This is a genomic window from Streptomyces sp. DH-12 (assembly GCF_002899455.1).
Classification (GTDB): Bacteria; Actinomycetota; Actinomycetes; order Streptomycetales; family Streptomycetaceae; genus Streptomyces.
The window spans coordinates 1,655,236-1,680,044 of the sequence record NZ_PPFB01000001.1 but is presented as its reverse complement, the minus strand read 5'-3'; the positions used below and the strand labels follow the sequence as shown (position 1 = coordinate 1,680,044).

The window sequence follows — 24,809 nt, the reverse complement described above, 5'->3', positions numbered from 1 at the left end:
GCTGTGGGCACCGCCGAGTGGGTCGCGTACTCATCGACGGAGCCGAGACCACCAAGGTCCTCGACGCCGCTCGGGCCGCCAACGTCGACGCCACCCACATCACCGTCATCAGCCGACTCGAAGGGCTCCCCAGGAAGGCTGACATCGAGGACCTGTTCCCCGCCAAGGACCACCTCCGGCTCCACAACAGGGCCACGTCCTGCGGGTGCCGGCGAAGCAGATGGCTTTAGGCTCCGTTTGCCGGTGGGTGCGATACTTCCTGGTCAGGTGCGTGGCTAGTGTTTCCACTGCTTCGCGAGGCAGGACGAGGGACGCGGCGGATGTGGGCGAAGTCAGGGACAGGCACGGGCGTCGGCCCGACCGGGCTGGTCGGCCGGGAGGGCGAGCTCGCCGAGCTGGCGGCGTTCCTGGACATGGCCGGGACGGACGGAGCTGTTCTGCTGCTCACCGGTGATCCGGGCGTGGGGAAGACGGCACTCCTGGACGCGACCGCCGAGCTGGCGGTGGCGAAGGGAGTGCGGGTCGTCCGCGGGAGCGGTGTCGAGTACGAGACGGACATCAGCTTCGCGGGGCTCCATCAGCTCGTCGGCTCGCTGCCGGACGAGCTCGGTCGTCTGCCGCGTTCCATGCGGGAGGCCCTCGAGGTCGCCCTCGGTCTCGGCGCCGGTCCCGCGCCGAGCCGGATCGCCGTCCTGAACGCGGCACTGTCCCTGTTCGACGAGGCCGCGAAGGAGCGGCCGTTGCTCCTCGTGGTCGATGACCTTCATGTCGTCGACCAGGCGAGCCGGGCCGCGGTGGGTTTCGTCGCCAGAAGACTGGAGGGCCGCCGCATCGGGCTGCTCGGAGCGCAGCGGGCGGACTCCGGCGAATCCCTCCGGTCCACCGGTCTGCCGGAGCTTCAGGTCGCGCCGCTGGGTGACGCGGACGCCCTGCGGCTGCTGTCCCGACGCTTTGCTCACCTTCCCCGCCGGGTCCTTTCGACCGTGGCCCACGAGGCGCAGGGAAATCCCCTGGCGCTGCTCGAGTTCGCCGGGTCCACCGGGGTGTCCGGCGACCGGCACGGCCGAGGGACGGGGTGGGCGAGCGGCCCGGGGCGGGATGTCCGCGCTCTGTACGGCGCCCGCGTCGGACGACTGCCGCGGGGAACGCGTGAGGTACTGCTGCTCGCGGCTCTTGAGGGCTCCGGCGACATCGGCGTCCTCGAGGCGGCCGGCGGACCGGGCAGCCTCGAGGAACTCGCTCCCGCGGAGCGTGACCACCTGGTCATGGTCACGGAGAACGGCCGCGCGGTGCGCTTCAGGCATCCGCTGGTCAGGTCCGCGGTGGTCGACGGTTCCACCGGTGAACAGCGGCGCGGCGCCCACCGCCGGCTGGCCGACGCGCTGGCCGACCAGCCCGAGCGGCGCGGTGATCACCTCGCGAGAGCCACGACGGCGCCCGACGAGGCGGTCGCCGCCGTGGTGGAGTCGGCGGCCCGGAGCAGCCTGCGGCGCGGTGACGCCGACGGCGCGATCGCGAGATTGCGGCGCGCGGCCGAGCTGAGCACCGACCGAGCGGACCGCAGGCGCCGCCTGTCGCAGGCCGCCTATGCCGCCGCCTGGGTCACAGGCCGTCTGGAGGTCAGCCACGAGATCATGCGTGAGGTCGAGGGCAATCCGGCGGCCCGGTCGCTCTCGGCGGCCGCGACGGCCGGCTTCCTGGTGCTCGTCACGGAAGGCGACGCCGATACGGCCCACGCACTCCTGATGGAGGCGGTCGAGCAGGCCCCGGTGACGCCCGGACCGCCGCACGAGGAGCTGGAGACCGCGCTGTTCACCCTCACCCTCGTCAGCCAGTACTCGGGCCGGCCCGAGCACTGGCAGCCTCTGGTCGACGTGCTCGCCCGGGTCCCCGAGGCGGCGCCCGCCGCCGCGGCGTCGCTGGGGCGCGTCCACCACGACCTCGGCTCCGTCACCGACGGCATGCTGCGCCGCCTGGACGAGGAGATCGCGCGGCTGAGGGACCAGAGTGACGCCGACGTGGTCGTCCGCACCGCCCTGACCGCCTCGTACCTCGACCGGCTTCCGGGCTGTCGCGAGGCCGTGTCCCGGGTCATACGCGACGGCGGCGCGGTGGGATCGAGCATGCCGGCCCTGATGTTCGTCGCCCTGGACGACCTGCACGCCGGCCGGTGGCAGGCGTCGGCCGGCGCCGCGGACGAGCTCATCGCACTGTCCGAGGAGACGGGGTACCACCTGTTCGCCCAGGTGGGGCATTACGTCGCTGCAATGGCCGCGGCCCAGCGCGGCGCCCTCGACGCGTGCCGGGAGCACTGCGAGGACATCTGGGGGTGGTCGGGTCCCAGGGGCCTGCGGCGGCTGGAGAACTGCGCCCACCAGGCGGCGGCCCGGGCGGCCCTCGGCGCCGCCGACTTCGAGACGGCGTTCCGGCACGCCACGGCGATCTGCGCCCCGGGTGTGCTGCCGGCGTTCAACCCCGAGGCCGTGTGGTCCGCGCCGGACCTCGTCGAGGCCGCCGTGCGCTCCGGGCGGCACGCGGAGGCGCGACGGCACGCGGACGCGCTGCGCGACGCCGGTGTCGGTCACCTCTCGTCGCGGTTCGCGCTGAGCGCGGCCACGGTCACGGCGATGACATCGGCTGCCGAGGACATGGTCCGGTGCTTCGAGGAGGCGCTCGGGCTGCCGGGCGTCGAGCAGTGGCCCTTCGAGGCCGGCCGTGCTCATCTGGCGTACGGCGAGAGGCTGCGCCGTCAGGGGCTCAACCGCGAGGCCCGGGTGCAGCTGGCCGCCGCCCGCGGCCGCTTCGAGGAGCTCGGAGCGCGTTCGTGGGAGGCCCGGGCCGCGGCGGAGCTCCGCGCCACCGGGATGACGCGGACCGGCCGGGGCAAGGCCGGCGAGGCCCTCACCCCGCAGGAGCTGGAGGTCGCCAGGCTGGCGGCGACGGGGCTGTCGAACCCGCAGATCGCGTCGCGTCTGTTCCTTTCGCCGCGGACCGTGTCGTCGCATCTCTACCGTGTGTTCCCGAAGCTGGGGATCACGTCGCGGGCCGGGCTCCGCGACGCTCTGGAGGCGCTGCCTCCCGAGCCTCCGGCCACCCGGCTGTGAGAGCCACCGGTCGGGTCCCAGCACTGCCCCGGTACTGACGTGAGCGAGCCGTCGGCCGGATGTCAGTCAGCTGACGGAGGCTGTCGGCACGGCGGCCGAGCCATTCTCGTGGAGACATCGAATCCGCCCGGTACCCGGGCGAGACCACGAGGAGCGGACCATGCCGTTCGTCACCACCGGCGACGGAGTCGAGATCTTCTACAAGGACTGGGGCTCGGGCCGACCGGTCATGTTCCACCACGGCTGGCCGCTGAGCTCGGACGACTGGGACGCCCAGCTGCTGTTCCTCGTCCGGCGGGGCTACCGCGTCGTCGCCCACGACCGCCGCGGGCACGGACGCTCCGCCCAGGTCGGCCACGGGCACGACATGGACCGCTACGCGGCGGACGCCGCCGCCGTGGTGGCGCACCTCGGCCTGCGCGACGTCGTCCACGTCGGCCACTGCGCCGGTGGCGGGGAGGTCGCCCGGTACGTCGCCAGGCACGGTGCCGGCCGGGTTGCCAAGGCCGTCCTCATCGCAGCGGTCCCGCCGCTCATGGTCCAGACGAAATCCAACCCCACAGGGCTGCCGGTGGAGGTCTTCGACGGCTTCCGCGAGGGCGTGGCCACCGACCGCTCCCAGTTCTACCTCGACATCGCCTCCGGGCCGTTCTACGGGTTCAACCGTCCGGGCGCGGACGTCTCCCAGGGCATCATCCAGAACTGGTGGCGCCAGGGGATGGCCGGCAGCGCGCAGGCGCACCACGAGGGGATCAGAGCGTTCTCGGAGACGGACTTCACCGACGACCTCCGGGCGATCGACGTGCCCACGCTCCTCCTGCACGGCGACGACGACCAGATCGTCCCGATCGCCAACTCCGCCCGGCCGGCGGTCACGTTGATCGAGCACGCGGACCTGAAGGTCTACCCGGGCCTGTCGCACGGCATGTGCACCGTCAACGCCGACACCGTCAACGCAGACCTCCTCGACTTCATCAGGAGCTGACCCGGCTCGGTACCGACACACAGCCCGTCAGCACGGAACACGACACCGAACAGAGAAGGAATCACCATGACCGCAACACCCACCGGCTACGTGACCGTCGTCTGGGACGCGAAGGCGAAGGCGGGCAGGGAGGACGACCTCAGGGCGTTCATCACCGCCGCCGTCACCCCCTCGCGCAACGACCCCGGAAACATCGACTACGAGGCTCACGAAGTCGAGGGCCGACCCGGCGAGTTCGTCATCTACGAACGCTGGGAGACCCGCGCCCACCTCGACGCCCACCTCGCCGCGCCCCGGATGCGGGAACTCGTCCCGCAGATGCTCGAACTGATCGACGGATCCATCGAGGACGGCATCCGCCTGCTGCGTCCGTTCCGCCCCGCTCACTAGAGCAGGGCGCCCGCCGACGCCGGGGTCGACGCCGACGGAGCACACCGCCGCGGAACCAGTCCCTCGGGTGCTCCCGGTGACCGCTTTCCGGGAGCACCCGCTCCGACGACACGCACAGGAGAGACACGATGTGACCACCACATTGATCACCGGCGGCAACAGGGAGCTCGGCCACGAGATCGCGCGCCGACTCGTCCAGGCGGGCCAGACGGTCTGGATCGGCGCCCGGGACGCCGGGAACGGACGCAAGGCCGCCGACCGGCTCGGCGCCGGCTTCGTCCAGCTGGACGTGACCGACGACGCGTCGGTCGGCGCGGCGGTCGGGACGCTGCGCGCTCGGGCGGGCCACCTGGACATTCTCGTCAACAACGCCGGGATCCTCGGCGAAGTGACCACGCCCGAGGACATGACGGCCGACCAGATCCGCCACGTCTGCGAAACCAACGTCTTCGGCCGGGTGCGCGTCACGCACGTGTTCCTGCCCCTGCTGCGTAAGGCGACTGCCCCGTCCGTCGTCGACGTCACCAGCGGTCTGGGGTCGTTCACGCTGACCCACGACCCGGAGCGGGCCGAGTCGCAGTATCCGCTCGCCGCCTACGGCTCGTCGAAGACGGACCCCGCGGTCAAGGCCCGCACCCAGGCGATCAACCAGCTCAAGGCCGTCCTGGTCGTCGCCGACCCCGCCCTGCGGGAACGGTTGTCGAGCTTGGGCAATGCCGAGCTGTTCCGCACCTGCGCGCGCCTCGGCCCACCCGACGGTGGGGGAGACGAGGACGCGGTGACCCAGGCCACCCATATGACGTTACGCATGCTCGCCGAGCGCATCGAACAGCTCACCGCGCGGATCAATGAGCCCAACCAACGCCTGACCCGGCTCGTCGAACACCACGCGCCGCAGCTGCTCGTACCGGTGGGCATCGGTCCGGACAGCGCCGTCACCCTGATCACCATGGGAGACAACCCCGAGCGGCTGGACAGCGAGGCGTCCTTTGGCGCCCTTTGCGGAGTCAGCCCCATCGAGTACTCCTCGGGGCGGCGGCGCACGCGCCGGCTCAACCACGGCGGTGACCGGCAGGCAAACGCCGCCTGCACCGCATCGTCTTCACCCGGCCACGTCACGACCCGCGCACCCAGGCGTACGACGAACGCCGCCCCCAGGAGGGCAGGACCCGCCGTGAGATCCGATGCCTCAAGCGGTATGCCGCCCGCGAGGTCTTCAACCTGGTCAGACCGGTCTCCCGTACCCCCGCGTTACAGGGGCGTCTGAGCCGGCGCGCGCGATGTGGTCGGTTCCTCGTGTGGTCCGTGTGCCTGTGACTCTCGGACGCCTGATTTGCGGTCGCACCGCTCGGGAAATCTCGCTGTGTGCTGCACAGGCTCTGGCGCCACCGCGACACCGTTCTCGAGTCCATCGACCAGGGCGCGTACCTCCATGTGTGTGGTGAGGCCACCGGCACAAGATCGGCTGGCGAGGCACACTCCAGCGGACGGGTCGGCACGTCCACTGACCTTCTTAGCTGAATAGCGTCACCCGGTCGGGGCGTCACGCCATCAATCTGTTCTGAGTCTCGTCGCCATGAACGATCCGGCGGCTGGGCCCCCGTGTGGACCCAGCCGCATCGTCTACTCACAGGCCGGTTACCAGAGTTCGGCGCGTCAATGGCGCTTATGGCGTGAAAGCCGCTTCGGTTTCGTCCTTTTCGCTTTCACCCTCGGCCACGGGGAGGCGCTTGTTGCGGCGGACGGAGGACCAGAAGGAGGCGCCGATCAGGACCACACCGATCATGCCGGTGATGAACTCGTTGATCTCGTACTGGATGGTCACCAGGAGGACGGCGGCGAGGGCGCCGATGGCGTAGTGGGCGCCGTGCTCCAGGTAGACGTAGTCGTCGAGGGTGCCCTCGCGGACCAGGTAGACGGTCAGGGACCGCACGTACATGGCGCCGATGCCGAGGCCAAGGGCCATCAGGACGATGTCGTTGGTGATGGCGAAGGCGCCGATGACGCCGTCGAAGGAGAAGGAAGCATCCAGGACCTCGAGGTAGAGGAACATGAAGAAGGCTGCCTTGCCGCCCACGGCGATCACCGACTTGGGCTTGCCCTCGCGTGCGGCCTTCTCCTCCTCCTCGTGTACCTGCTCCTCCTCCTCTTCGAGCTTGTCCTCGAAGTAGCCGGAGAGTCCGCCCACGATCATGTAGGTGATCAGACCGGCGATGCCGGCCAGCAGGACCGTCTCCGCCTTGTCCACGTGCGCGCCGCCGTGCTGGTGGGCGTTGGAGGCGAAGGTCACGGCGGAGATCAGCAGGACGATCAGCGCCATGCAGACCGACAGCATGTCGACCTTGCCCAGCTTGGCCAGCGGGCGCTCCAGCCAGCCCAGCCACTTGATGTCCCGGTCCTCGAAGACGAAGTCCAGGAAGATCATGAGGAGGAACATGCCACCGAAGGCGGCGATCGACGGATGGGCGTCGGTCACCAGCTCCTGGTAGCGGTCCTTGTCGGTGAGGGCGAGGTCGACGGCCTCGATGGGCCCGAGCGACGCGCTGACGGCGACGATGACGACCGGGAAGACCAGGCGCATGCCGAAGACGGCGATCAGGATGCCGATGGTGAGGAAGATCTTCTGCCAGAAGGCATTCATCTTCTTCAGGATCCCGGCGTTGACCACCGCGTTGTCGAAGGACAGCGATATCTCCAGGACGGACAGGATCGCCACCACGCCGAAGGCGGCCCACCCCCCGTAGAAGATCGCGGCCACCAGGCCGAGCGCGGTGACCGCGAACGACCACCCGAAGGTCTTCAGGATCACCGGTCAGTTCACCGTGCCTTCGGGGAGGAGGGCGATGCCGTCGTCGTCGGCGTGCAGGATGTCGCCGGGGCGGAAGGTGACTCCGCCGATGGTGACGGGCACGTCGATGGCTCCGGCGGAGTCCTTGGCGCTCTTGCGGGGGATGGAGCCCAGCGCTTTGATGCCGAGCCGGAGGCCGGCCAGGGTGGCGCTGTCGCGGACGGCGCCGTGCAGGACGAGGCCGGCCCAGCCGTTGTCCTGGGCGGCACCGGCGATGAGGTCGCCGACCAGGGCGGTGCGCAGGGAGCCGCCTCCGTCGACGACGAGGACGGCGCCTTGGCCCGGGGTGCGCAGCAGGTCGCGCAGGAGGCCGTTGTCCTCGTGGCAGGAGACGGTCCGGACGCGGCCGGCAAAGCTCCGGTGGGCGCCGAACTGGCGGAACTGCATGTCGCAGACGCGCAGGTCGGTGCCGTACTGGTCGACGAGGTCGGCCGTGGGGACGGGGGTGACTGTCTCGGGCATGGTGATGTTCCTCTTCGTTCGGGGCTGCCGCGCCCGTTTCTCATCCGGCCGTCAGGAGGATGGGGGCGCGAGCGCGGCAGCCTGCTCGGGGGTGAGGGGGCGGGTGGCGTGTCCTCGCAGGAGGAGGTGCAACTTGGCGGTTTCCTCCAGCTCCTCGATCGCGTCGGCGGCCTGTTCCATCGACGTGCCGGCGATGACGGGCCCGTGGTTGGCGAGGAGGAGGGCGTGGTGGGTGCGGGCCGTCCGTTCGGCGAGCGGTTCGAGGCTGCTGTCACCTGGGGCGTGGTAGGGGAGGAGGGGGAGCTTTCCGACGCGCATGGCGTAGTAGGCGGTGAGCGGGGGCAGCGCGTCGGCAGGGTTCACGTCGTCGAGGCAGGAGACGGCGGCGGCGTGGGTGGAGTGCAGGTGGACGACTGCCTGGGCGCCGGGGCGGGCCCGGTAGAAGGCGGCGTGCAGGAACGCCTCCTTCGTGGGCCGAGGGCCGTCCAGGTGCTTGCCGTGCAGGTCGGTGCGGGACAGCTCGGCTTCCTCGACGGTGCCGAGGCTGGAACCGGTGGGGGTGAGGAGCAGGGTACCGTCGGCCAGGCGGAGGGACAGGTTGCCGGTCGAGCCGTGTGTCAGACCGCGGGTGAAGAGCGAGCGAGCGGTACGGACGATGAGCGTCCGGGCGGCCGACTCGTCGGCGTAGGCGGTCACTCGGCCTCCGTGAGGGCGCGGGTGAACAGGTCGGGGGCGCCGAAGTTGCCGGACTTCAGCATGAGGGCGAGGTCGCCGCTCTTGGTGGTGGCGTAGGTCCAGGGCACACCCGGGTCGGCCTCCTCGCCGACGAGGACGGCGCGGACACCGAGGGCGGTGGTGACGGCGCCTGACGTCTCCCCTCCGGCCACCAGAAGACGGCGTACGCCGCGTTCGACCAGGTGAGTGGCGAGGGTGCCGAGCAGTTCCTCGACCTGCGCGGCTGCCTCGGCGACGCCCAATTGGGCTTGCACGGCAGCCAGTTCCTCCGGTGACGCGGAGGCGTAGATCAGGACGGGCAGGTCGGGGTCCTGTCCGTCGTACCAGGCGAGGGCCTCGCCGGTGACGTCGCGGTCGGAGGCGGCGGCGAGGACGTCGAGGTGGAGGGAGGGCAGACCGGCGGCGTAGAACTGGGCGATCTGTTCCAGGGTGCGGGCCGAGCAGCTGCCGGCAAGGACAGCCGCCCGCCCGTCGCGCGGCCAGGGTTCGGCGGTGGCTGGACCGGCGGCCGGGTAGGCGTGTCCGAGTCCTTCGGCGAGGCCGGCGGCCCCGGCGACGACCGGCAGTTCGAGCGTGGCGGCGCCCAGGACGGCGAGGTCCTCGTCGGTGAGGGCGTCGGCGATGAGGTGCCGGACGCCGGCCTGCTGGTGGGCTACGACGGCGTCCCGGACGGCTTCGACTCCGCGGCGGACGGTGGTCCAGTCGATCAGTGCCACCTGGTGGCGGGTCTGCGCGGACAGCAGGCGCACCAGCGCGGAGTCCGTCATGGGGTTGAGGGGGTGGTGGCGCAGCGGTGAGTCGGACAGCAGCTGGTCGTGGACGAAGAGGTGGCCCTGGTAGACCGTGCGGCCGTTGGGAGGGGAGGCCGGGCAGTGCAGGGTGACGCCGGCGCCGGCGGCGTCCATCAGGGCGTCGGTGACCGGACCGATGTTGCCCTGCGGGGTGGAGTCGAAGGTCGAGCAGTACTTGAAGTACACCTGCGCGGCGCCCTTGGACCACAGCCAGCGCTGGGCGGCGAGGGAGTCGGCGACGGCCTCGTCGGCAGGCGTCGAACGCGACTTGAGGGCGACCACGGCGGCATCGCAGTCGGCCGGGAGCGCGGTGGTGTCGTCCGGGGTGCCGAAGACCAGGGCGGTGCGCAGGCCGGCACGCCGGAAGGCCGCGGCGACATCGGTGCCGCCGGTGAAGTCGTCGGCTATGCAGCCGATGCGCAGGGTCATGGTCGTGGTCTCTCCTCAGGCGCGCGGGCGGAGCAGGGGGCCGGGGCGGGCGGCGGAGTCACCCGCCCCGGAGTGGACGGTCAGTGCTGGCCGGCGCCGATGGCCTTGATGACGGCGGCGGTGAACTCGGTGGTGGAGGCGGAGCCGCCGAGGTCGCGGGTGGAGGTGCCGGCGGCGATCGCGTCGGCCACGCCCTTCTCGATGATCTCGGCGACGGTGGCGAGCTTCTCGTCGCCGTGCTTGGCGGCGAGCCACTCGAAGAGCATGGCGCCGGAAAGGATCATCGCGACCGGGTTGGCGACGTTCTGCCCGGCGATGTCCGGGGCGGAGCCGTGGGACGCCTGGGCCATGGCGGTGGTGGCGGACGAGTTGATGGACGGGGCGGTGCCGAGCGAGCCGGAGATCTCGCCGGCCAGGTCGGAGAGGATGTCGCCGAACATGTTCTCGGTGACGATGACGTCGAAGTCCTGGGCGCGGCGCACCAGGTGGACGGTCATGGCGTCGATGTGGAAGTCGTCCACGGCGACGTCCGGGTAGTCCTTCGCCACTTCCTGGCACACCGTGCGGAACAGGCCGGTGGTGAGCTTGAGGACGTTGGCCTTGTGGACGATCGTGAGCTTCTTGCGGCGCGAGCGGGCCAGGTCGAAGGCGACGCGGGCGACGCGCTCGGTGGCCTCGCGGGTGATGATGCCCAGCATGATCGCGGTGTCCGGGGTGGGCATGAACTCGCCGGTGCCCGCGTAGGTGTTGCGGTCGGCGTAGAAGCCCTCGGTGTTCTCGCGGACGATGACCAGGTCGGCGTTGTCGCAGACGGCCTTCGCGCCGGGGAAGGACTTGGCGGGGCGGATGTTGGCGAAGAGCTGGAAGTGCTTGCGCAGGGTGCCCGAGGGATTGAGGGCGGACTTGTGCGGCTCGGGGTAGCTGACCGAGTCGTGCGGGCCGAGGTACCAGCCGTCGAGGCCGGCGAGGGCGTCCTTGGTCTCCTCGGGGACGGGGGTGCCGTGGGTCTCGATGGCGGAGGCGCCCAGCGGCAGCGTCACCCAGTCGACGGAGACGCCGGCGGCCTCGGCGGCGGCGGTGGCGATCTCGACGGAGGACGGGACGATCTCGGGGCCGATGCCGTCGCCGTCGAGGACGCCGAGGCGGTAGGTCTTGCTGCTCATGGTGCGGGTTCCTCTCAGAACAAGAAATGGTCAGGACAGTGCCGAGGCGGCGTCGGTGAGCGCGGTCCAGGAACGGGCGGCGGCCTTGGTGCTGTCGCCGTCCTGGGTGTGCTCCAGAGTCAGCCAGCCGGTGAAGCCGCCGGCGTGCAGTGCGGTGAGGAGCTCGGGGAGCTGGGGATCACCGACCGTCAGGGGCCCCCGGGTCGGGGCGGCGGCGAGTTGCAGGCAGCCGGTGACGGCGGCGTGGTCGGTGACGGCCCGGACCACGTCGACGCCCTCGGCGTCGAGGTGGTGGGTGTCCAGCACCAGGCCGGTCGGGGCGTCGAGCGAGTCGAGGACGGCGAGGGCCTCGGCCGGGGTGTGCCACAGCGAGGTGTTGGCCCGCGACTGAGGCTCCAGCAGCAGCCGGCTTCCGCGCGTGGCGGCCTCCTCGGCCAGTTGCTCCACGGCACGCTCGGCCCACACGCGCTGCATGTCCGCGAGGCCGGGCAGGAAGGTGCCCCGGGTCTGGCCGAGCGAGACCGGCACGCCCAGTTCCCCGGCCAGCCGGGCCGCGCCAAGCAGCCGGAACAGCGCATGCCGGCGGACGTCGGGGGACGGGTCGGTCAGGGTCAGCCGGTCCTGCGCCGCCACCGGTCCGGTGCCGATGCCCAGGACCTTCAGGCCGGCGGCCTCGACGGTCCGGGCCAGCGTCTCGGCGTCGTGCGCGCCGGTCTCCCGGACCTGTACCTCCACCCCGTCGTAACCGAGTTCGGCCAGATCGCGGACGGCCTCGGCGAGCGGCGCCGAGTGGCCGAGTGGCATGGATGAGACGCAGTCGTTCCCGGAGACCGTGTAGGCCACCGGCCAGGGCAGTACTGCGCTCATGGCGTGACCACCTGCGCCCCGACCGGGACGAGCAGGCCGCGCAGCTCACGGGCGGCGGCACCGGCGCCGTCCAGTACCGGCACACCGAGCAGGGCCGCCAGGGCGTCGCGGACCGGCGTGAGCGAGTACTGCGCCAGGAGCACCGCGTCGGCGTCTGTGCCCCCGACCGTACGGAGGGCGTCCGCCAGGAGTCGGGCCGCCTCCTCGGGGCCGGCGCCGGCGGCAGCCTCGCTCAGCGCGGTCACGATGTCGACCGGGCGGCCCGGGCGGACGGCCGGGACGAGCGCTTCCAGCTGGGCGACTGCCGCCGGTACGGCCGGCGGGGTGGAAGCGACGACGGCGATCCGCCGGTACGGGCCGGCCAGGGCGGCCTTGAACATCGACTCGTCCGACTTCAGCACCGGCACGTCCCACAGCACGCGGGCGGTGTCCACCACCTCCCCGTAGGAGGAGCAGGTCAGCAGCAGACCCTGGGCGCCACCGTCCATGACGTGTGCGATCAGCCGGAGCATGCGGCGACGCAGTGCGTCGGTGAGGCCGCCGGTCGCGTTGGCGTCGTCCAGCAGGCGGTCGTCCAGCACGTTCCAGACAGTGGCCTGCGGAAACTCCTGGGCGAACGCGTCCTGGGCGATGCGGTGGGCGGCCGGCACGGCGTGGATCATGGCGACCAGGGGAGGGGATTCGATCACCGGGTTCTTACCTCTTCCGGTAGGCGGGGACCGGCAAGGGTCCCGACCGAGGACCGGCCTCCGGACGACGCGGGAAATGTTTCCCGACGGCGGAGAACACGGGCCCGAGATGGGGGCGGCAGCGTGGTGTATCGGTGCCGCGCCGCCACTCTAGGTCCAACCGGTCAACCGGTCAACCGGTTGTGCGTAGGGCTGGGCCTCCGGCTGCCGGAAGAGGTCCGGCAGCCCCCCGTGGCCCCTACCCCTCGCGCTGTTCGAGCGCCTTCATCAGGCGCCGGGAGGCGCCGTCCATGTGCCGGGCCATCGCCGCGCGGGCGGCCTCCGCGTCACCGTTCGCGACCGCCTCGAAGATCGGTACGTGGTCGTCGTAGGCCACCTTGCGGGAGCGGACCGCCCCCGTGCGCTCCACCCAGCCGCGCTGGATCATCGCCCGCATCCCCTTGAGCATGTCCCGCAGCACGGTGTTGCCGGCCAGTTCGCCCAGGGCGGCGTGGAAGGCGGTGTCCGCCTCCGGGAACTCCGCGTCCGGGCACTCCCGCATCGCCGTCAGTCGGGTCCGGAGCAGTTCGACGCCCGCCTCGTCGCGGGCCTGCGCGGCCAGTCCCGCGACGACCACCTCCAGCTCCGCACGGGCCTGCACCATGTCCCGGGCGCCCCGCTCGCCGAGCACCAGCCCCAGTTCGAAGAGCCGGTAGAGCACGTCCGAGTCGGTGCCGCGGAAGTAGGTGCCGCTGGACTGCCGGATCTCCAGCAGGCCGAGGAAGCCGAGCGACTTGATCGCCTCGCGCACGGTGGGCCGGTTCACCCCGAGCATCTCGGTGAGCTGTCGCTCTGAGGGGATGCGGTCGCCGGGCTGGACCTCGCCGGACATCAGGTAGTCGATCAGGCGGCGGGAGACCTCGGCGGCCAGCGGCTCGCGCGGCTCGACCGTGATTCTGGCGAGTTCGGCCATCGATTTCCTCACTTCGGTATTGACGCGATGGCCGGATTCTAGTTACCTACCGGCAATCCGGTAAACCGGTTGTCCGGAAGTCGACGGGTCCGAGTCACCCGTCCTTCCCCGTGTCGGCCACCCCGGACGTCCCAGCCATGCCAGGCGCACCCCTGACCTCCCCACCGGGCCCAGCCCCGCCACAACCGTGCGCCCGCCCAGCCCGCCGTACAGGAGCCGCACGTACCATGACCGACCCGACGCACGAGCCGAGTACGGCCTTGCGTGCGCTGCCGGTCGCCACCCGAACCGACACGCACTGACCTCACGCGCCGTTCCGCGCCGCCGCCCGACCGGCGGCCCTCAGTCCTGCCCCAAGGAGCAAGGAGCAACGATGCTCGCCGTCCTCGGCTTCGCCACCCTGGGCAGCTTCATGCTGCTCGTGATGCGGAAGTACCTCTCCGCCTTCACCGCCATCATGCTCACCCCCCTCGTCGCCGCCGTCATCGCGGGCAAGGGGGGCCAACTCGGCGACATGATCATGAACGGGCTGGACACGGTCGCGCCGACCGCCGCCCTCCTGCTGTTCGCCGTCCTCTACTTCGGCCTGATGATGGAGGTGAAACTCTTCGAGCCGATCGTCCAGGCCATCGTCCGCGCCTCCAAGGGTGACCCGGTCCGCATCGTGGTCGGCACCGCCGTGCTCGCCCTCCTGGTCGCCCTCGACGGCGACGGCACCACCAGCTACATGATCGTCTGCTCGGCGTTCCTGCCGATCTACCGCCGCCTGGGCATGAATCCCCTCATCCTGGCGACCCTGGCGGCCATGGCGCTGGGCACCATCTCCGGCACGACCCCCTGGGGCGGCGCGGCCACCCGCGGCATCAGCGTCCTGCACCTGAACGCGAGCGAGTACTTCGTCCACATGATCGGCCCCATGGCCCTCACCAGCCTGGCCATCATCGCCGTCGCCTACTGGCTCGGCCTGCGCGAACGCCACAAGATCGACGCCGAGAAGCTGGCCGCCTACAAGTTGGAGATCGCCTCCGGCGAGGCGTTCGAGCCGATCAAGGTGGACTGGCGTCTGTGGTTCAACGCCGCGCTCACCCTGCTCCTGATGGTCCTGCTCATCGCCGAGGTCGCCGACCTCCTGGTGCTGTTCATGGTCGCCTTCGTCATCGCCCTGCTCGTCAACATCCGCTCCATCGGCGACCAGCAGGACCTCATCAAGCGCCAGGCCGCGAACGCGGTCCCGGTGATGATCCTCGTCCTGGCCGCCGGCGTCTTCACCGGCATCATGACCGACTCCGGCATGATCAAGGCGATGGCCGACGCGGCGCTGTCGATCGTCCCCGACAGCTGGGGCAACGTCATACCGCTGTTCACTGCGGTCCTCGCGCTTCCCCTCGGCTTCTTCATGTCGAACGACGGCTACTGGTTCGGTGTGGTCCCCGTCCTCGCCGAATCCGCAGCCCACTACGGCATCCCGGCCAACGAGATCGCCCGCGCCGGAGCCATCGGCCAGATCCTCCACATGATGGGCCCCACCAGCGCGCCCCTGTGGGTCCTCCTCGGCCTGGTCAAGGCGGAACTGGGCGACTTCCAGAAGCACGCCCTGCGCTGGGGTGTCCTGGTCTCCTTCGCTTACATCGCCTTCGCCCTTCTCACCGGCGCCATCAGTATCACCTGAGCCGTGTGCGTGTCCTTCGTCCCCCAGACCCCCTGGCAGAGCCTGGTCGAAGGCTTCTCGCCGGCGCCCCGCTCACCTGCGTCCTGACGGTCCGCGCGAGGGTCGGTACGGGTTCCCTCGTCGCCGCCGAGTCGGACTGCGCCCCGCCGAGACCGCCCCGGTCACCGCGACGCACAGCGGCCTAGGCGGCTCGGCCAACGCCTCCGACACCCTGTGCGTGGCCCAGGCCCAGCACGGCTCCGCCCCCGGCATCGCCGGCCAGGGCGTCGCCAACCCCACCTCTCTGATCCTGTCCGCCGCGACGCCGCTGGACTGGCGCGGCCGACGCGACGGCGACGACCGCCTCCAGCGGGCCGCCGCCCTGATCACCGGCGCGGTCAGCACCGTGCTGGACAACCCCGCCACCCGCACCCGCACCCGCGACATCGGCGGCGCCCTCGGCACCGCCGACTTCGCCGCCGAGATCCGCCGCACCATCGAGCACACCGGAGGGACCGCCTGATGATCGTTTCCACCGACCCGGCCAACGGCACCGAGCTCGCCCGCTACACCCCGCAGTCCGCCGAGGAGGTCGACGGCATCCTCGACGCGGTGGCCGAAGCCCAGGCAGCCTGGCGACGGCGTGACATCACCGACCGGGTGCCCCTGCTGCGGGAGATGGCCCGTGTCCTGCGCGAGGGCAAGGACCACTACGCGGCGCTCATCACCGCAGAGATGGGCAAGCCGGTCACCGAGGCCCGCGCCGAGATCGAGAAGTGCGCGACGACCTGCGACTACTACGCCGAGCACGCCCCCGAGCAGCTCGCCGACCGACCCGTCGCCTCCAACGCCGCCGAGAGCGCCGTCGTCTACGACCCGCTCGGCGTGGTCCTCGCCGTCATGCCGTGGAACTACCCCTTCTGGCAGTTCTTCCGCTTCGCCGCCCCCGCTCTGGCGGCCGGCAACGGCACCCTGCTCAAGCACGCCAACAACGTGCCGCAGTGCGCCCTCGCCGTCGAGGAGGTGGTCCGTAAGGCCGGAGCCCCCGAGGGACTGTGCCGCACCCTGCTCATCGAGGTCGACCAAGTCGCCGGAATCATCGCCGACCCGCGCGTCGCGGCGGTCACCCTCACCGGGTCCACCGAGGTCGGTGCGATCGTCGCCGCCCAGGCCGCGGCCGTGCTGAAGAAGCAGGTCCTCGAACTCGGCGGCTCCGACCCGTTCATCGTGCTCGCCGACGCGGACATCGCGACCGCCGCCGCCACCGCCGTCAAGGCCCGGTACGTCAACGTCGGCCAGTCCTGCGTCAACGCCAAGCGGTTCATCGTCGAGGAGGCCGTGGCCGACGCGTTCGTCGCCGCCTTCACGGCCGCCGCCGCGGAACTGAAGGTCGGCGACCCCTCCGACCCCGAGACCGCCATCGGCCCCATGGCCCGTGCCAACCTCCGCGAGACCCTGCACGACCAGGTCCGCCGCACCGTCGACGCCGGCGCCGTCCTCACCCTCGGCGGCGAGATCCCCGACGGACCGGGCTGCTACTACCCGCCCACCGTCCTCGACCACGTGACCCCCGGCATGGCCGCCTTCGACGAGGAGACCTTCGGCCCCGTCGCCGCCATCACCCGGGTCGCCGACGCCGACGAGGCCATCGCCCTGGCCAACCAGAGCGAGTACGGTCTCGGCGCCGCCCTGTGGACGAGCGACCTCGACCGGGCCCGCCGACTCGCCCGCGTCCTCGACGCCGGCGCCGTGTTCATCAACGGCATGGTCGCCTCCGACCCGCGCCTGCCCTTCGGCGGCATCAAAAAGTCCGGCTACGGCCGGGAACTCGGAGCCGAGGGCATCCGCGAGTTCACCAACACCAAGACCGTCTGGATCGGCCCGGCCGCCTGACCACCCCCACCTGGAGAACACCATGCACCACCACGCAACCGACGAGCCCTGCTTCAGCTCCTTCCCGCCCGCCGTGCTGCGACCGGCCGAACTGACCGCTTTCAGCCGCGGTGGCGGCGCCCGAACGATCCCCTTGGTGACCAAGGCGACCGGAGCCGAGGTCTTCCTCACCGGACAGACCCTCTTCGACGGCGGCGCGGGCATCGCCCTGCACACCCACAACTGCCCGGAGAGCGTCACCGTCCTCGAAGGCGACGCCATCGTGGAGATCGACGGCACCGAACATCACGTCACCCGCTTCGACACCACCTACGTCCCCGCCGGCATGCCCCACTGCTTCCGCAACGCCTCCGCCACCGAGCCGATGCGCATCCTGTGGATCTACGCCACCGTCGACGCCACCCGCACCATCGTCGAGACCGGCGTCACCGCACGGGTAGACGCCGAGCACGCCAAGGCCGCCGCCCAGAACAACGGCTGAGACCGAGAAAGAAGCACCCATTGATCACCGAGATCGCCCAGATCGAGATTCACCCCGGCCAGGAGCAACAGTTCGAAGAGGCCGTCGCCAAGGCCCTTCCCTACTTCCTCGCGGCCGACGGCTGCGACGGGGTCGACCTGCACCGCAGCGTCGAACACCCCTCGCGCTACCGGCTGATGGTCCGCTGGGAGACCGTCGAGCATCACACCGTCACCTTCCGCGCCTCCGAGGGCTTCGCCAAGTGGCGGACCCTGGCCGGACCGCACTTCGCGACTCCGCCGCAGGTCGAACACGTACACTCCGTCCTTGCACCATGACGTCGGCGGCCGGGACCGACCGGGTCCCGGCCCACGTGGAGGCATCAGAGGATGACAGCGCCCAGGGCCCACGGCCCCACCCCGCTCACCCGGCGGACGGCCGCCCGCATCGTGGAGTACAGCGCGTCGAGCGACATGCCCGTCGGCGCGCGCCTGGTCGAACGGGCCCTGGCCGAACAGCTGAAGGTCTCGCGCTCACCGGTCCGCCGGGCCCTGCATCTGCTGGGGACGATGGAGTGGTGGCCGCCGCCGAACGGGGCGGCCGCACCGTCGCTCTCACCGGTCCGGCCTTGACCGAGGCGTCCCGCTCCCGCCGGTCGAGGACGCCACCGAGGACGTCTACCTGCGCATCGCGGCCGACCGGCTCGACGGCCGGCTCCCCGACCGGATCACGGAGAACGCCCTCGCCCGCCGCTATGACGTCCCACCCGGATGACTCGCCCACGTCCTGCGCCACGTAGCGGGTGGAAGGCTGGATCGAACGGCTCCCCGGCTACGGCTAGGAGTTCCAGCCCATGCTCACCTCGATGGACGCTTACCAGGACAGCTAGCGCTTCCGGCTCGCCATTGAACCCGCCGCTCGAACCTGGCTTCGTCCTGGACCGCGACGCCCTCGAAACCGCCCGTGCCCAGCAGCAGCGACTGGTCGACGGAGAGATTCACACCATCGGCAACGCCCGGCTGTACGACCTCAACAGCCGCTTCCACGAGGCCGTCATGGCGTGCAGCAGCAACACGTTCTTCATCGACTCCCTGCGCCGCGTCGACCGGCTGCGCCGCCTCATCGAATACAGGCTCTCCCTCCAACGCGACCGCGCGGCCCTGCGCTGCGCCGAGCACGTGCGCATCGCCGACCTTCTCCTGGCCGGTGAACGCACCGAGGCGTCGGCCTATCTGCGCGAACACCTGTCGTCCGTGAGCCAGGAGAAGACGCGCCGCAGGGCGGGTACCGTCGACTGACGGTGTGCCCGGCGGGGCGGGACCGGCTTGGGTACACTCTCCTGCGGCCGACTTCGACGAACTCCTCCAGGTGAGAGAAGCGGTGCGTGTCCGGGGCCCACCTCGATACCGCGCACACCCCGTGGCCTCGCCAGTTGGGCGAACGGCTGGGACCGCATGGCCGTGTTCAGGCTCCGCCGCACGCGGCGTCCCTCAGCGGCTCCACCGCGTCCGCCGCCCTGGCCGCGGACGCCTCCCAGCCGGTCACCATCCCCGTGCCGCGGGAGCGGACCGCCGGCTCCGGTTCGTTCCAGGCAGGGGCAGTAGATGAACCGCAGCTTCATGACGCGCGTGCTGTGCCACCGCGCTGAGCGGGCGAGGTCCGCGCTGAGGGAGTCGTCGACTGCTGTCACCGTCGCGATCTCATAGGCGTCTGACAGGAAGACCTCACGAAAAAATCAGGGTCCTGGGCGAGGGTCACTCACATGCACGCACACCGTCCCCGTACCCCCGCCACCGAGCGCACGCGCCGCTGGTTCATGAACCGTTCCCTGCTGCTGGGAGGCGCCGCCGCCGTGGCGACCATGACTGGCTGTTCCGCCGGGGTGTCCGACACGAGCGGCTCCGCGTCCGGCGGCGCCCAGAGCGGGATGCCGTCCGGTGGGCCCGGTGGCGCCGGGGGCATGGGCCCCGGCGCCACCGAGGTGAAGTACGCCGACTTCACGGGTGTCACCACCGACGGCAAGGTCGTCGACGACCTGTTCTCCATCCACTCCACCGGCGTCTCGACGGATGCCGTGGTGAAGGCCGCGCAGGCGTTCCTGGACGGACTCAGCACCAAGGTGCGCCGGGCGTCCGTGTTCGACGTGGACGACGACGAGTGGCTGGCCTGGAGCAACGTCGATGGCTACGAACGCGAGGGCGCCCGCATGGGCGACCTGACCGAGAAGCAGCGCGACCTCGGCTACGCCCTCCTCGGCAAGGCCCTGTCGGCCGACGGGCTGACCCAGACCCGCAACATCATGAAGCTCAACGCCTTCCTGGGCGACTACAACGGCGGCGGCAGGGAGACGCTGACCGAGGGGCACTATTACTTCACCTTCATGGGAACCCCGTCCACGTCCAAGCCCTGGGGCTTCCAGTACGAGGGCCACCACGTGGCCATCAACTACTTCGTCCTCGGCGACCAGGTCGTCATGTCCCCGACCTTCATGGGCTCGGAGCCGACCTCGGCCACGTACAACGGCGAGAAGATCACCCTCTTCAAGCCGGAGACCAAGGCCGGCCTGGCCCTGCTGCGGTCCCTGACCTCGGCGCAGCGCGAGAAGGTGATCTCCGCCGACGAGAAGGGCGGCACGAACATGGTCGCCGGGGCCGGCCAGGACAACCTGAAGCTGGCCTACCAGGGACTCGCCGCCAAGGAGTTCACCTCCGCCCAACGCCAGAAACTGCTCGACCTGGTCGGCGTCTACGTCGGCTACATGGACGACGGCCACGCCGCGGTGAAGATGAAGGAGGTGGAGGAGCACCTCGACGACACGTACTTCTACTGGATCGGCGAGACCAAGGACTCCTCCGCCTTCTACTACCGGGTGCACAGCCCGGTCGTGCTCATCGAGTACGACGCCCAGTCCCCGCTGGCCTACGGCGAGAACGCCCAGATGGGCGGCGGCGGTGGCGCCCCAAGCGGCGGGCCGTCCGGCATGCCGAGCGGGCAGCCCACCGGTATGCCGAGCGGCGGCCCGGCCGGTGGCGGCATGGGCGGCGGCACCCCCACCCAGCAGCACATCCACACCATCATCCGCACGCCCAACGGCGGTGACTACGGCGTGGACCTGCTCAAGCTCCACCTGGAAACCGACCACTGACACATGACGTCCGCGACCGGCACGTGCCGCGTCATGACACCCCGTGCCGCAGGAGTGCGGGCAGCCCGGTCCCGGTAGGCGTCGTGCGAGGCCGATGCCCGCCGGGACTGGCCACGTGCTGCGCTCCGGATCAGACCTGTGCCGGGAACAGCAGGCAGTCGTCCGGGCGGATGACCAGGTTGATCTCGGCGTCCGTGTGCCGGACGGGGCTCTCGGCGTGGACGCGCAGGTCGCCGACGCTGAGTTCGTACTCGAATCGCGCTCCGGTGTAAGAACACTGTTCGATCCTCGCCCGGAGCACATTGACGGCACCGTCGTGCGGGGCGTCCGCGCGGTCGGTGAGCGTGATGCGTTCGGAGCGCAGGCCCACGGTGGCGGACGACCCCGCGGAGCAGACCCCGGCCACCCTCAGGCGCTGGCCTGTCTCACCCAGTTCGACCTGTACGGTTTCGCCCTCGGTGGAATCCACGCGCCCCTCCAGGAGGTTGCAGCGGCCGATGAAGCCGGCGACCTCGGGGGTGGCGGGGGTCTCGTAGATCTCGGTCGGTGTGCCCACCTGCTGGAGGCGGCCGTGCATGAACACGGCGATGCGGTCGGACAGGGACATCGCCTCGACCTGGTCGTGGGTGACGTACACGGTGGTGATGCCGACCTCGCGTTGGAGGTCTTTGAGCCAGACGCGGGCTTGGTCGCGCATCTTGGCGTCCAGGTTGGAGAGCGGTTCGTCCAGGAGCAGGACGCCGGGGGAGTAGACGATGCCTCGGGCGAGGGCGACGCGCTGCTGCTGTCCGCCGGAGAGCTGGTGGGGGTAGCGGTCGCGCAGGTGAGCCATGTCGACCTTGGTGAGGGCGTCGTCGATGAGGCGCCGTCGCTCGTCCTTGGCGACCTTGCGGAGCTTCAGCGGCAGTGCGAGGTTGTCGGCGATCGTCATGTGCGGCCAGAGCGCGTACGACTGGAAGACCAAGCCGAGATTGCGGCCCTCGGGGGGCACCGTGTGGCGCGGGGCGCCGTCGAAGAAGACCTGGTCGCCGACGCGGATGGTGCCCGAGTCGGGGGTCTCCAGACCCGCGACGCACGACAAGGTGGTGGACTTGCCGCAGCCCGACGGGCCGAGCAGCGTGAAGAACTCCCCGTCGGCGACGGCGAAGTTGATGTCTTCCAGGACCGCGGTCCCGTGGAAGGACTTCTTGATGTTCTCGACGACCAGCTCAGGCATGCTTCTTCCCCTTCAGGAGGAGACCGGCGAGGCCGGCGACGACGGCGGTGACGGTGATCTGGAGGGTGGCGAGGGCGGCGACGGAGCCGGTCTCACCCTGGGTCCACAGGTCGATGGCGGTGGTGCCGATGACCTGTGACTCGGCTCCGGCGAGGAACATGGCGGGGGCGTACTCGCGGATCATCTGGGTCCAGATGAGCAGGAACGAGGCGAGCATCGCGGGCACGAGGAGACGGAGCATGATCCGGGACACCGTGCGCCACCAGTCGGCGCCGGCGACGCGTGCGGCGTTGTCGAGTTCGGCTCCGAGCTGCATGGTCGCCGGGGAGATCGCGCCGTACGCCGACGGGAGTGCCCGGATGCCGAAGGCGATGATCAGCGCGAAGAGCGTGCCGCGCACCAGGTCGCCTCCGGGTATCCACGTGAAGGCCCAGAACAGGCCGATGCCGACGATCAGGCCCGGGACCGCGTGCGGCGACTGCGCGGTCGTCTCCAGGAGCCGGGCGAAGCGGAAGTCGGAGCGGCGTGCCACGAGGACCACCACCGTGCCGAACAGGGTCACGGTCACCGCCCCCACGAAGGCCACGGTGATGCTGTTGACGATCGACTCGGTGTAGGGCGCGTAGTCGAAGATCAGACGGAAGTTGTCCAGGGTGAGCAGGTCGAACGGGTTCACCAGCGGAGTGAGCAGCGAGGTGAACGCGCGCAGGATCAGCGCGAGCATCGGCAGCAGCGCGCCGAAGACGACGTACAGACCGACGAAGGCGAAGCCCAGCCACTTCCAGGCACCGATGTCGAGCAGGTCGGAGCGGGTGGCCTTGCCGCGCACCGACACGAACCGCTGGGCGTGCTTGAGCAGCCGCGTCTGGAACACGACCAGGCCGATGGTGGTGAGCAGCATGAAGGTGGACGCCGCGCCCAGCAGGCCGTAGTCCGGGTTGATCGAGTCGATGCCCTGCTCGTAGAGGAAGTTGGAGAAGAGGGTGATGCCGGCGGGCTCGCCAAGGATGAGTGGGATGGACAGTGTCTCGATGGCCGTTCCGAAGATCAGCAGGCCCGCGTAGAGCATCGGTGGACGCAGCATCGGCACCACGATCGAGCGCAGGATGCGCAGGGGCCCCGCGCCGACGCTCCGGGCCGCGTTCTCCAGCGAGGTGTCCGAGGCGGCCAGCGCGTTGGCGCAGAACAGGTAGGCGATGGGGACCTGGGCGACGGCCTCGACGAACGCCATGCCGGGCAGCGAGTAAAGGTTCCAGGGCACCCAGCCGAAGCTCTCGCGCACCGCGCTGGTCAGGAAGCCGGCCGGGCCGTAGACGACGATCCAGCCGAAGGCCAGGACGAGCGGGGAGATGTAGATGGGCCAGCGCAGCACCTGGCCGAACAGGCGGGCGGCGGGGAAGCGGGTGCGCTCCAGCAGGATCGCCATGGGCACCGCGATGGCGAGCGCGAACACGGTCGTCAGGACGGCGAAGAGGAGCGTGTCGAGGATGATCGAACCGAAGCCCGCCGACGTGAACAGGTGGGTGTAGTTCGAGAGGGTGAAGGCGCCGCCGGCCGCGTACAGGGGCTGGTTGCGGACCGACTGGTAGAGGATCGGTACGACGGGGGCGAGGACGAGCACGGCGGTGACGAGGAACGTCAGCCAGTGGATGGTGACTTCACGTCCGGCGCCGAACAGGCGCCGGTACTGGGGCGTGCCCAGCTCGCCCGCGCGCGGGGTGCGGGACGGGGCGGGTGGCGCCTGGGGTGTCTGGATGGCCATGGCGACTCCGTACGGACGGGGCGGGGGCAGGGAGGCGTTGGGGCGGGCGCGGTCGGCTCAGCCGGCTGCCTTCTCCCAGCGCGCGACGTATGCCTCCTGCACACGCTCGGGGACCTGCACGGGCCGGTACAGATGGACGCGCTCCGCGCCGAGCTTGCGCCGCATGTCCTGCAAGCTGTCCATGGCGTCCTGGCGCACGTCCGGCCGGTACGGCACCAGGCCGCCCTCGGCGACCGCCGCCTGCCCTTCGGCGGAGAGCAGGAAGTCCAGGAAGAGACGGGCCGCATTGGGGTGTGGGGCGGTCTTCACGATGGACACTCCACGTGGCATGACGACGGTGCCCTCCGCATAGTAGCTCCACCCCAGCAGGCCCCCGCTGTGCTCGGCGGCCGGGATCGCGACGCCACCGCTGAGGTTGATGGAGAAGTCGTACTCGCCGGAGACGACCTTCTCCACGAGCGTGCCGGAGGAATGATCGGCGTGGGCGAACGGCAGCAGCCGTCGGAACGTGTCCCAGCCGCCCGCGACGTTCGAGGTGTAGCCATGGTTGCTGGCGTAGCCGTAGGCGTTGGTCGGGTCGTAGACGCCGATCTTCCCGCGGAAGCGGGACGGCTGCGCTTCCACGATCGCCGCCAGCGACCGGAGACCGTCGGGGAACTGGTCCGGGGCGAGGGTCTTGCGGTTGTAGATGAGGGCGACCGGGTCCGTCGACATGGTCCATACGCCGGGCAGCAGCTCGGCCCAGTCCGGCAAGTGGTCCTTCTCCGGCGAGCGGTAGTCGGCGGCGGTGTTCCGGGTCGCGTAGTCGCCCCACAGGGGGCCCGCGTTGTTGGCCAGCACGTCGGCGGGGGAGGTTCCGGCGGCGGATTCGCTGTAGTAGCGCTCGTAGACGGCGGAGCCGCCGAGGTTGGTGGCGCGGATGTCCGACAGCCAGGGGTAGCGCCGGGCGAACGCGTCGAAGACCGGCTGCCAGTTGGTCTGCGAGGTGTTCGAGTAGATGAGGAGCTTCCGCTCCCGCCGTGAGGCGTCGACGATCGTGTCGTAGGAGGCGGGGTAGTACGCGGGGGCTTGTGGGGCGGCGGCGTTCGCCTCGTCGGCCGTGCAGGCGGAGAGTGTGCCGCCCAGGGCGGTGAGGCTTCCGACGGCCGCGGCGCCCCGTAGGAGGTGACGGCGGGAGGGGCAGGCGCTGGACGATGGTCCCGGTGCGGGTGTGCGGGGGATGGTGGACATGGCGGCTCTTCTCGTAGGGGGCGCGACGACGCTGTCAGCT

At 70.7% G+C, this 24,809-nt stretch carries 24 protein-coding genes; 13 read left to right on the top strand and 11 right to left on the bottom strand.

Annotated elements, in window-relative coordinates; genetic code table 11:
• The first annotated feature begins 17 nt into the window (after positions 1 to 17).
• The 5 genes from C1708_RS34345 (at position 18) to C1708_RS36090 (ending at position 5,746) form a co-directional block, all read left to right on the top strand.
• Positions 18 to 230 (top strand): hypothetical protein, encoded by a 213-nt coding sequence (locus C1708_RS34345; RefSeq protein WP_198602413.1) that lies wholly within the window; start codon positions 18 to 20, stop codon positions 228 to 230.
• Between the two features lie 90 nt (positions 231 to 320).
• Positions 321 to 3,104: an ATP-binding protein gene (locus C1708_RS06400; RefSeq protein ID WP_106411732.1), complete on the top strand. Its 2,784-nt coding sequence runs from the start codon at positions 321 to 323 to the stop codon at positions 3,102 to 3,104.
• Between the two features lie 160 nt (positions 3,105 to 3,264).
• Positions 3,265 to 4,089, top strand: a complete 825-nt coding sequence (locus C1708_RS06395) for an alpha/beta fold hydrolase (protein ID WP_106411731.1) — start codon at positions 3,265 to 3,267, stop codon at positions 4,087 to 4,089.
• A gap of 66 nt (positions 4,090 to 4,155) precedes the next feature.
• Positions 4,156 to 4,479, top strand: coding sequence for a putative quinol monooxygenase (locus tag C1708_RS06390; protein ID WP_106411730.1), 324 nt, complete (start codon positions 4,156 to 4,158; stop codon positions 4,477 to 4,479).
• A 142-nt stretch (positions 4,480 to 4,621) separates the two neighbouring features.
• Complete coding sequence (locus C1708_RS36090) at positions 4,622 to 5,746, top strand: SDR family NAD(P)-dependent oxidoreductase (RefSeq protein ID WP_502696053.1); 1,125 nt, start codon at positions 4,622 to 4,624, stop codon at positions 5,744 to 5,746.
• A 399-nt stretch (positions 5,747 to 6,145) separates the two neighbouring features.
• On the opposite strand, the gene C1708_RS06375 is transcribed toward C1708_RS36090, so the two are convergent.
• From C1708_RS06375 to C1708_RS06340, 8 genes are all read right to left on the bottom strand, one after another.
• A complete protein-coding gene (locus C1708_RS06375) occupies positions 6,146 to 7,288 on the bottom strand; it encodes a DUF475 domain-containing protein (protein ID WP_106411729.1) in 1,143 nt (380 codons plus the stop codon).
• A gap of 3 nt (positions 7,289 to 7,291) precedes the next feature.
• Positions 7,292 to 7,789, bottom strand: coding sequence for a ribonuclease E activity regulator RraA (rraA, locus tag C1708_RS06370; RefSeq protein ID WP_106411728.1), 498 nt, complete (start codon positions 7,787 to 7,789; stop codon positions 7,292 to 7,294).
• A 51-nt stretch (positions 7,790 to 7,840) separates the two neighbouring features.
• Positions 7,841 to 8,485, bottom strand: a complete 645-nt coding sequence (otnC, locus tag C1708_RS06365; RefSeq protein WP_106411727.1) for a 3-oxo-tetronate 4-phosphate decarboxylase — start codon at positions 8,483 to 8,485, stop codon at positions 7,841 to 7,843.
• Positions 8,482 to 9,744: a 3-oxo-tetronate kinase gene (gene otnK / locus C1708_RS06360; RefSeq protein WP_106411726.1), complete on the bottom strand. Its 1,263-nt coding sequence runs from the start codon at positions 9,742 to 9,744 to the stop codon at positions 8,482 to 8,484. Before otnK ends, otnC begins: the two co-directional genes overlap by 4 nt.
• An 80-nt stretch (positions 9,745 to 9,824) precedes the next feature.
• On the bottom strand, positions 9,825 to 10,907 hold the full coding sequence (locus C1708_RS06355; protein WP_241911184.1) for an isocitrate/isopropylmalate dehydrogenase family protein: 1,083 nt from the start codon (positions 10,905 to 10,907) through the stop codon (positions 9,825 to 9,827).
• 30 nt (positions 10,908 to 10,937) lie between these two features.
• Positions 10,938 to 11,774: a sugar phosphate isomerase/epimerase family protein gene (locus tag C1708_RS06350; RefSeq protein WP_106411724.1), complete on the bottom strand. Its 837-nt coding sequence runs from the start codon at positions 11,772 to 11,774 to the stop codon at positions 10,938 to 10,940.
• Positions 11,771 to 12,463, bottom strand: coding sequence for an aspartate/glutamate racemase family protein (locus C1708_RS06345; protein WP_106411723.1), 693 nt, complete (start codon positions 12,461 to 12,463; stop codon positions 11,771 to 11,773). The genes C1708_RS06350 and C1708_RS06345 overlap by 4 nt, the downstream gene beginning before the upstream one ends.
• A 238-nt stretch (positions 12,464 to 12,701) precedes the next feature.
• On the bottom strand, positions 12,702 to 13,415 hold the full coding sequence (locus C1708_RS06340) for a FadR/GntR family transcriptional regulator (protein WP_198602412.1): 714 nt from the start codon (positions 13,413 to 13,415) through the stop codon (positions 12,702 to 12,704).
• Between the two features lie 373 nt (positions 13,416 to 13,788).
• Between C1708_RS06340 and C1708_RS06335 the strand changes: the two genes are divergently transcribed.
• The 8 genes from C1708_RS06335 (at position 13,789) to C1708_RS06300 (ending at position 20,561) form a co-directional block, all read left to right on the top strand.
• Positions 13,789 to 15,084 carry a CitMHS family transporter gene (locus C1708_RS06335; protein WP_106411721.1) on the top strand — a complete coding sequence of 432 codons (1,296 nt, stop codon included), beginning with the start codon at positions 13,789 to 13,791 and terminating at the stop codon, positions 15,082 to 15,084.
• Entirely contained in the window at positions 15,020 to 15,586 is a 567-nt protein-coding gene (locus C1708_RS35610; protein ID WP_274543345.1) for an isocitrate/isopropylmalate family dehydrogenase, read from the top strand. Before C1708_RS06335 ends, C1708_RS35610 begins: the two co-directional genes overlap by 65 nt.
• A complete protein-coding gene (locus tag C1708_RS06325; protein ID WP_106411720.1) occupies positions 15,586 to 16,956 on the top strand; it encodes an NAD-dependent succinate-semialdehyde dehydrogenase in 1,371 nt (456 codons plus the stop codon). Before C1708_RS35610 ends, C1708_RS06325 begins: the two co-directional genes overlap by 1 nt.
• A gap of 22 nt (positions 16,957 to 16,978) precedes the next feature.
• On the top strand, positions 16,979 to 17,437 hold the full coding sequence (locus C1708_RS06320; protein ID WP_106411719.1) for a cupin domain-containing protein: 459 nt from the start codon (positions 16,979 to 16,981) through the stop codon (positions 17,435 to 17,437).
• 20 nt (positions 17,438 to 17,457) lie between these two features.
• Entirely contained in the window at positions 17,458 to 17,754 is a 297-nt protein-coding gene (locus C1708_RS06315; protein WP_106411718.1) for an antibiotic biosynthesis monooxygenase family protein, read from the top strand.
• Between the two features lie 51 nt (positions 17,755 to 17,805).
• Positions 17,806 to 18,048 carry a GntR family transcriptional regulator gene (locus tag C1708_RS06310; protein ID WP_106411717.1) on the top strand — a complete coding sequence of 81 codons (243 nt, stop codon included), beginning with the start codon at positions 17,806 to 17,808 and terminating at the stop codon, positions 18,046 to 18,048.
• A 273-nt stretch (positions 18,049 to 18,321) separates the two neighbouring features.
• Positions 18,322 to 18,714, top strand: coding sequence for an FCD domain-containing protein (locus C1708_RS34915; RefSeq protein ID WP_241911182.1), 393 nt, complete (start codon positions 18,322 to 18,324; stop codon positions 18,712 to 18,714).
• Between the two features lie 464 nt (positions 18,715 to 19,178).
• A complete protein-coding gene (locus C1708_RS06300; protein ID WP_106411716.1) occupies positions 19,179 to 20,561 on the top strand; it encodes a DUF3500 domain-containing protein in 1,383 nt (460 codons plus the stop codon).
• A gap of 130 nt (positions 20,562 to 20,691) precedes the next feature.
• Here the strand turns inward: C1708_RS06300 and C1708_RS06295 are convergent, their stop codons facing one another.
• Genes C1708_RS06295 through C1708_RS06285 form a run of 3 tightly spaced genes read right to left on the bottom strand, consistent with a single transcriptional unit; the run spans position 20,692 to position 24,769 of the window.
• Complete coding sequence (locus tag C1708_RS06295) at positions 20,692 to 21,777, bottom strand: ABC transporter ATP-binding protein (protein WP_106411715.1); 1,086 nt, start codon at positions 21,775 to 21,777, stop codon at positions 20,692 to 20,694.
• Positions 21,770 to 23,539, bottom strand: a complete 1,770-nt coding sequence (locus tag C1708_RS06290; RefSeq protein ID WP_106411714.1) for an ABC transporter permease — start codon at positions 23,537 to 23,539, stop codon at positions 21,770 to 21,772. The genes C1708_RS06295 and C1708_RS06290 overlap by 8 nt, the downstream gene beginning before the upstream one ends.
• 57 nt (positions 23,540 to 23,596) lie before the next feature.
• Positions 23,597 to 24,769 carry an ABC transporter substrate-binding protein gene (locus tag C1708_RS06285; RefSeq protein WP_106411713.1) on the bottom strand — a complete coding sequence of 391 codons (1,173 nt, stop codon included), beginning with the start codon at positions 24,767 to 24,769 and terminating at the stop codon, positions 23,597 to 23,599.
• Positions 24,770 to 24,809 lie beyond the last annotated feature (40 nt).

What these genes read in the sequence shown, in the direction of transcription:
- C1708_RS06325 (WP_106411720.1), top strand. Translation starts at nt 15,586, where the DNA reads ATGATCGTTTCCACCGACCCGGCCAACGGCACCGAGCTCGCCCGCTAC.
- C1708_RS06355 (WP_241911184.1), bottom strand. Translation starts at nt 10,907, where the DNA reads ATGAGCAGCAAGACCTACCGCCTCGGCGTCCTCGACGGCGACGGCATC.
- C1708_RS06310 (WP_106411717.1), top strand. Translation starts at nt 17,806, where the DNA reads ATGACAGCGCCCAGGGCCCACGGCCCCACCCCGCTCACCCGGCGGACG.
- rraA (WP_106411728.1), bottom strand. Translation starts at nt 7,789, where the DNA reads ATGCCCGAGACAGTCACCCCCGTCCCCACGGCCGACCTCGTCGACCAG.
- C1708_RS06320 (WP_106411719.1), top strand. Translation starts at nt 16,979, where the DNA reads ATGCACCACCACGCAACCGACGAGCCCTGCTTCAGCTCCTTCCCGCCC.
- C1708_RS06285 (WP_106411713.1), bottom strand. Translation starts at nt 24,769, where the DNA reads ATGTCCACCATCCCCCGCACACCCGCACCGGGACCATCGTCCAGCGCC.
- C1708_RS06390 (WP_106411730.1), top strand. Translation starts at nt 4,156, where the DNA reads ATGACCGCAACACCCACCGGCTACGTGACCGTCGTCTGGGACGCGAAG.
- C1708_RS06340 (WP_198602412.1), bottom strand. Translation starts at nt 13,415, where the DNA reads ATGGCCGAACTCGCCAGAATCACGGTCGAGCCGCGCGAGCCGCTGGCC.
- C1708_RS06290 (WP_106411714.1), bottom strand. Translation starts at nt 23,539, where the DNA reads ATGGCCATCCAGACACCCCAGGCGCCACCCGCCCCGTCCCGCACCCCG.
- otnK (WP_106411726.1), bottom strand. Translation starts at nt 9,744, where the DNA reads ATGACCCTGCGCATCGGCTGCATAGCCGACGACTTCACCGGCGGCACC.
- C1708_RS06295 (WP_106411715.1), bottom strand. Translation starts at nt 21,777, where the DNA reads ATGCCTGAGCTGGTCGTCGAGAACATCAAGAAGTCCTTCCACGGGACC.
- C1708_RS06350 (WP_106411724.1), bottom strand. Translation starts at nt 11,774, where the DNA reads ATGAGCGCAGTACTGCCCTGGCCGGTGGCCTACACGGTCTCCGGGAAC.
- C1708_RS06395 (WP_106411731.1), top strand. Translation starts at nt 3,265, where the DNA reads ATGCCGTTCGTCACCACCGGCGACGGAGTCGAGATCTTCTACAAGGAC.
- C1708_RS06300 (WP_106411716.1), top strand. Translation starts at nt 19,179, where the DNA reads ATGCACGCACACCGTCCCCGTACCCCCGCCACCGAGCGCACGCGCCGC.
- C1708_RS06335 (WP_106411721.1), top strand. Translation starts at nt 13,789, where the DNA reads ATGCTCGCCGTCCTCGGCTTCGCCACCCTGGGCAGCTTCATGCTGCTC.
- C1708_RS06400 (WP_106411732.1), top strand. Translation starts at nt 321, where the DNA reads ATGTGGGCGAAGTCAGGGACAGGCACGGGCGTCGGCCCGACCGGGCTG.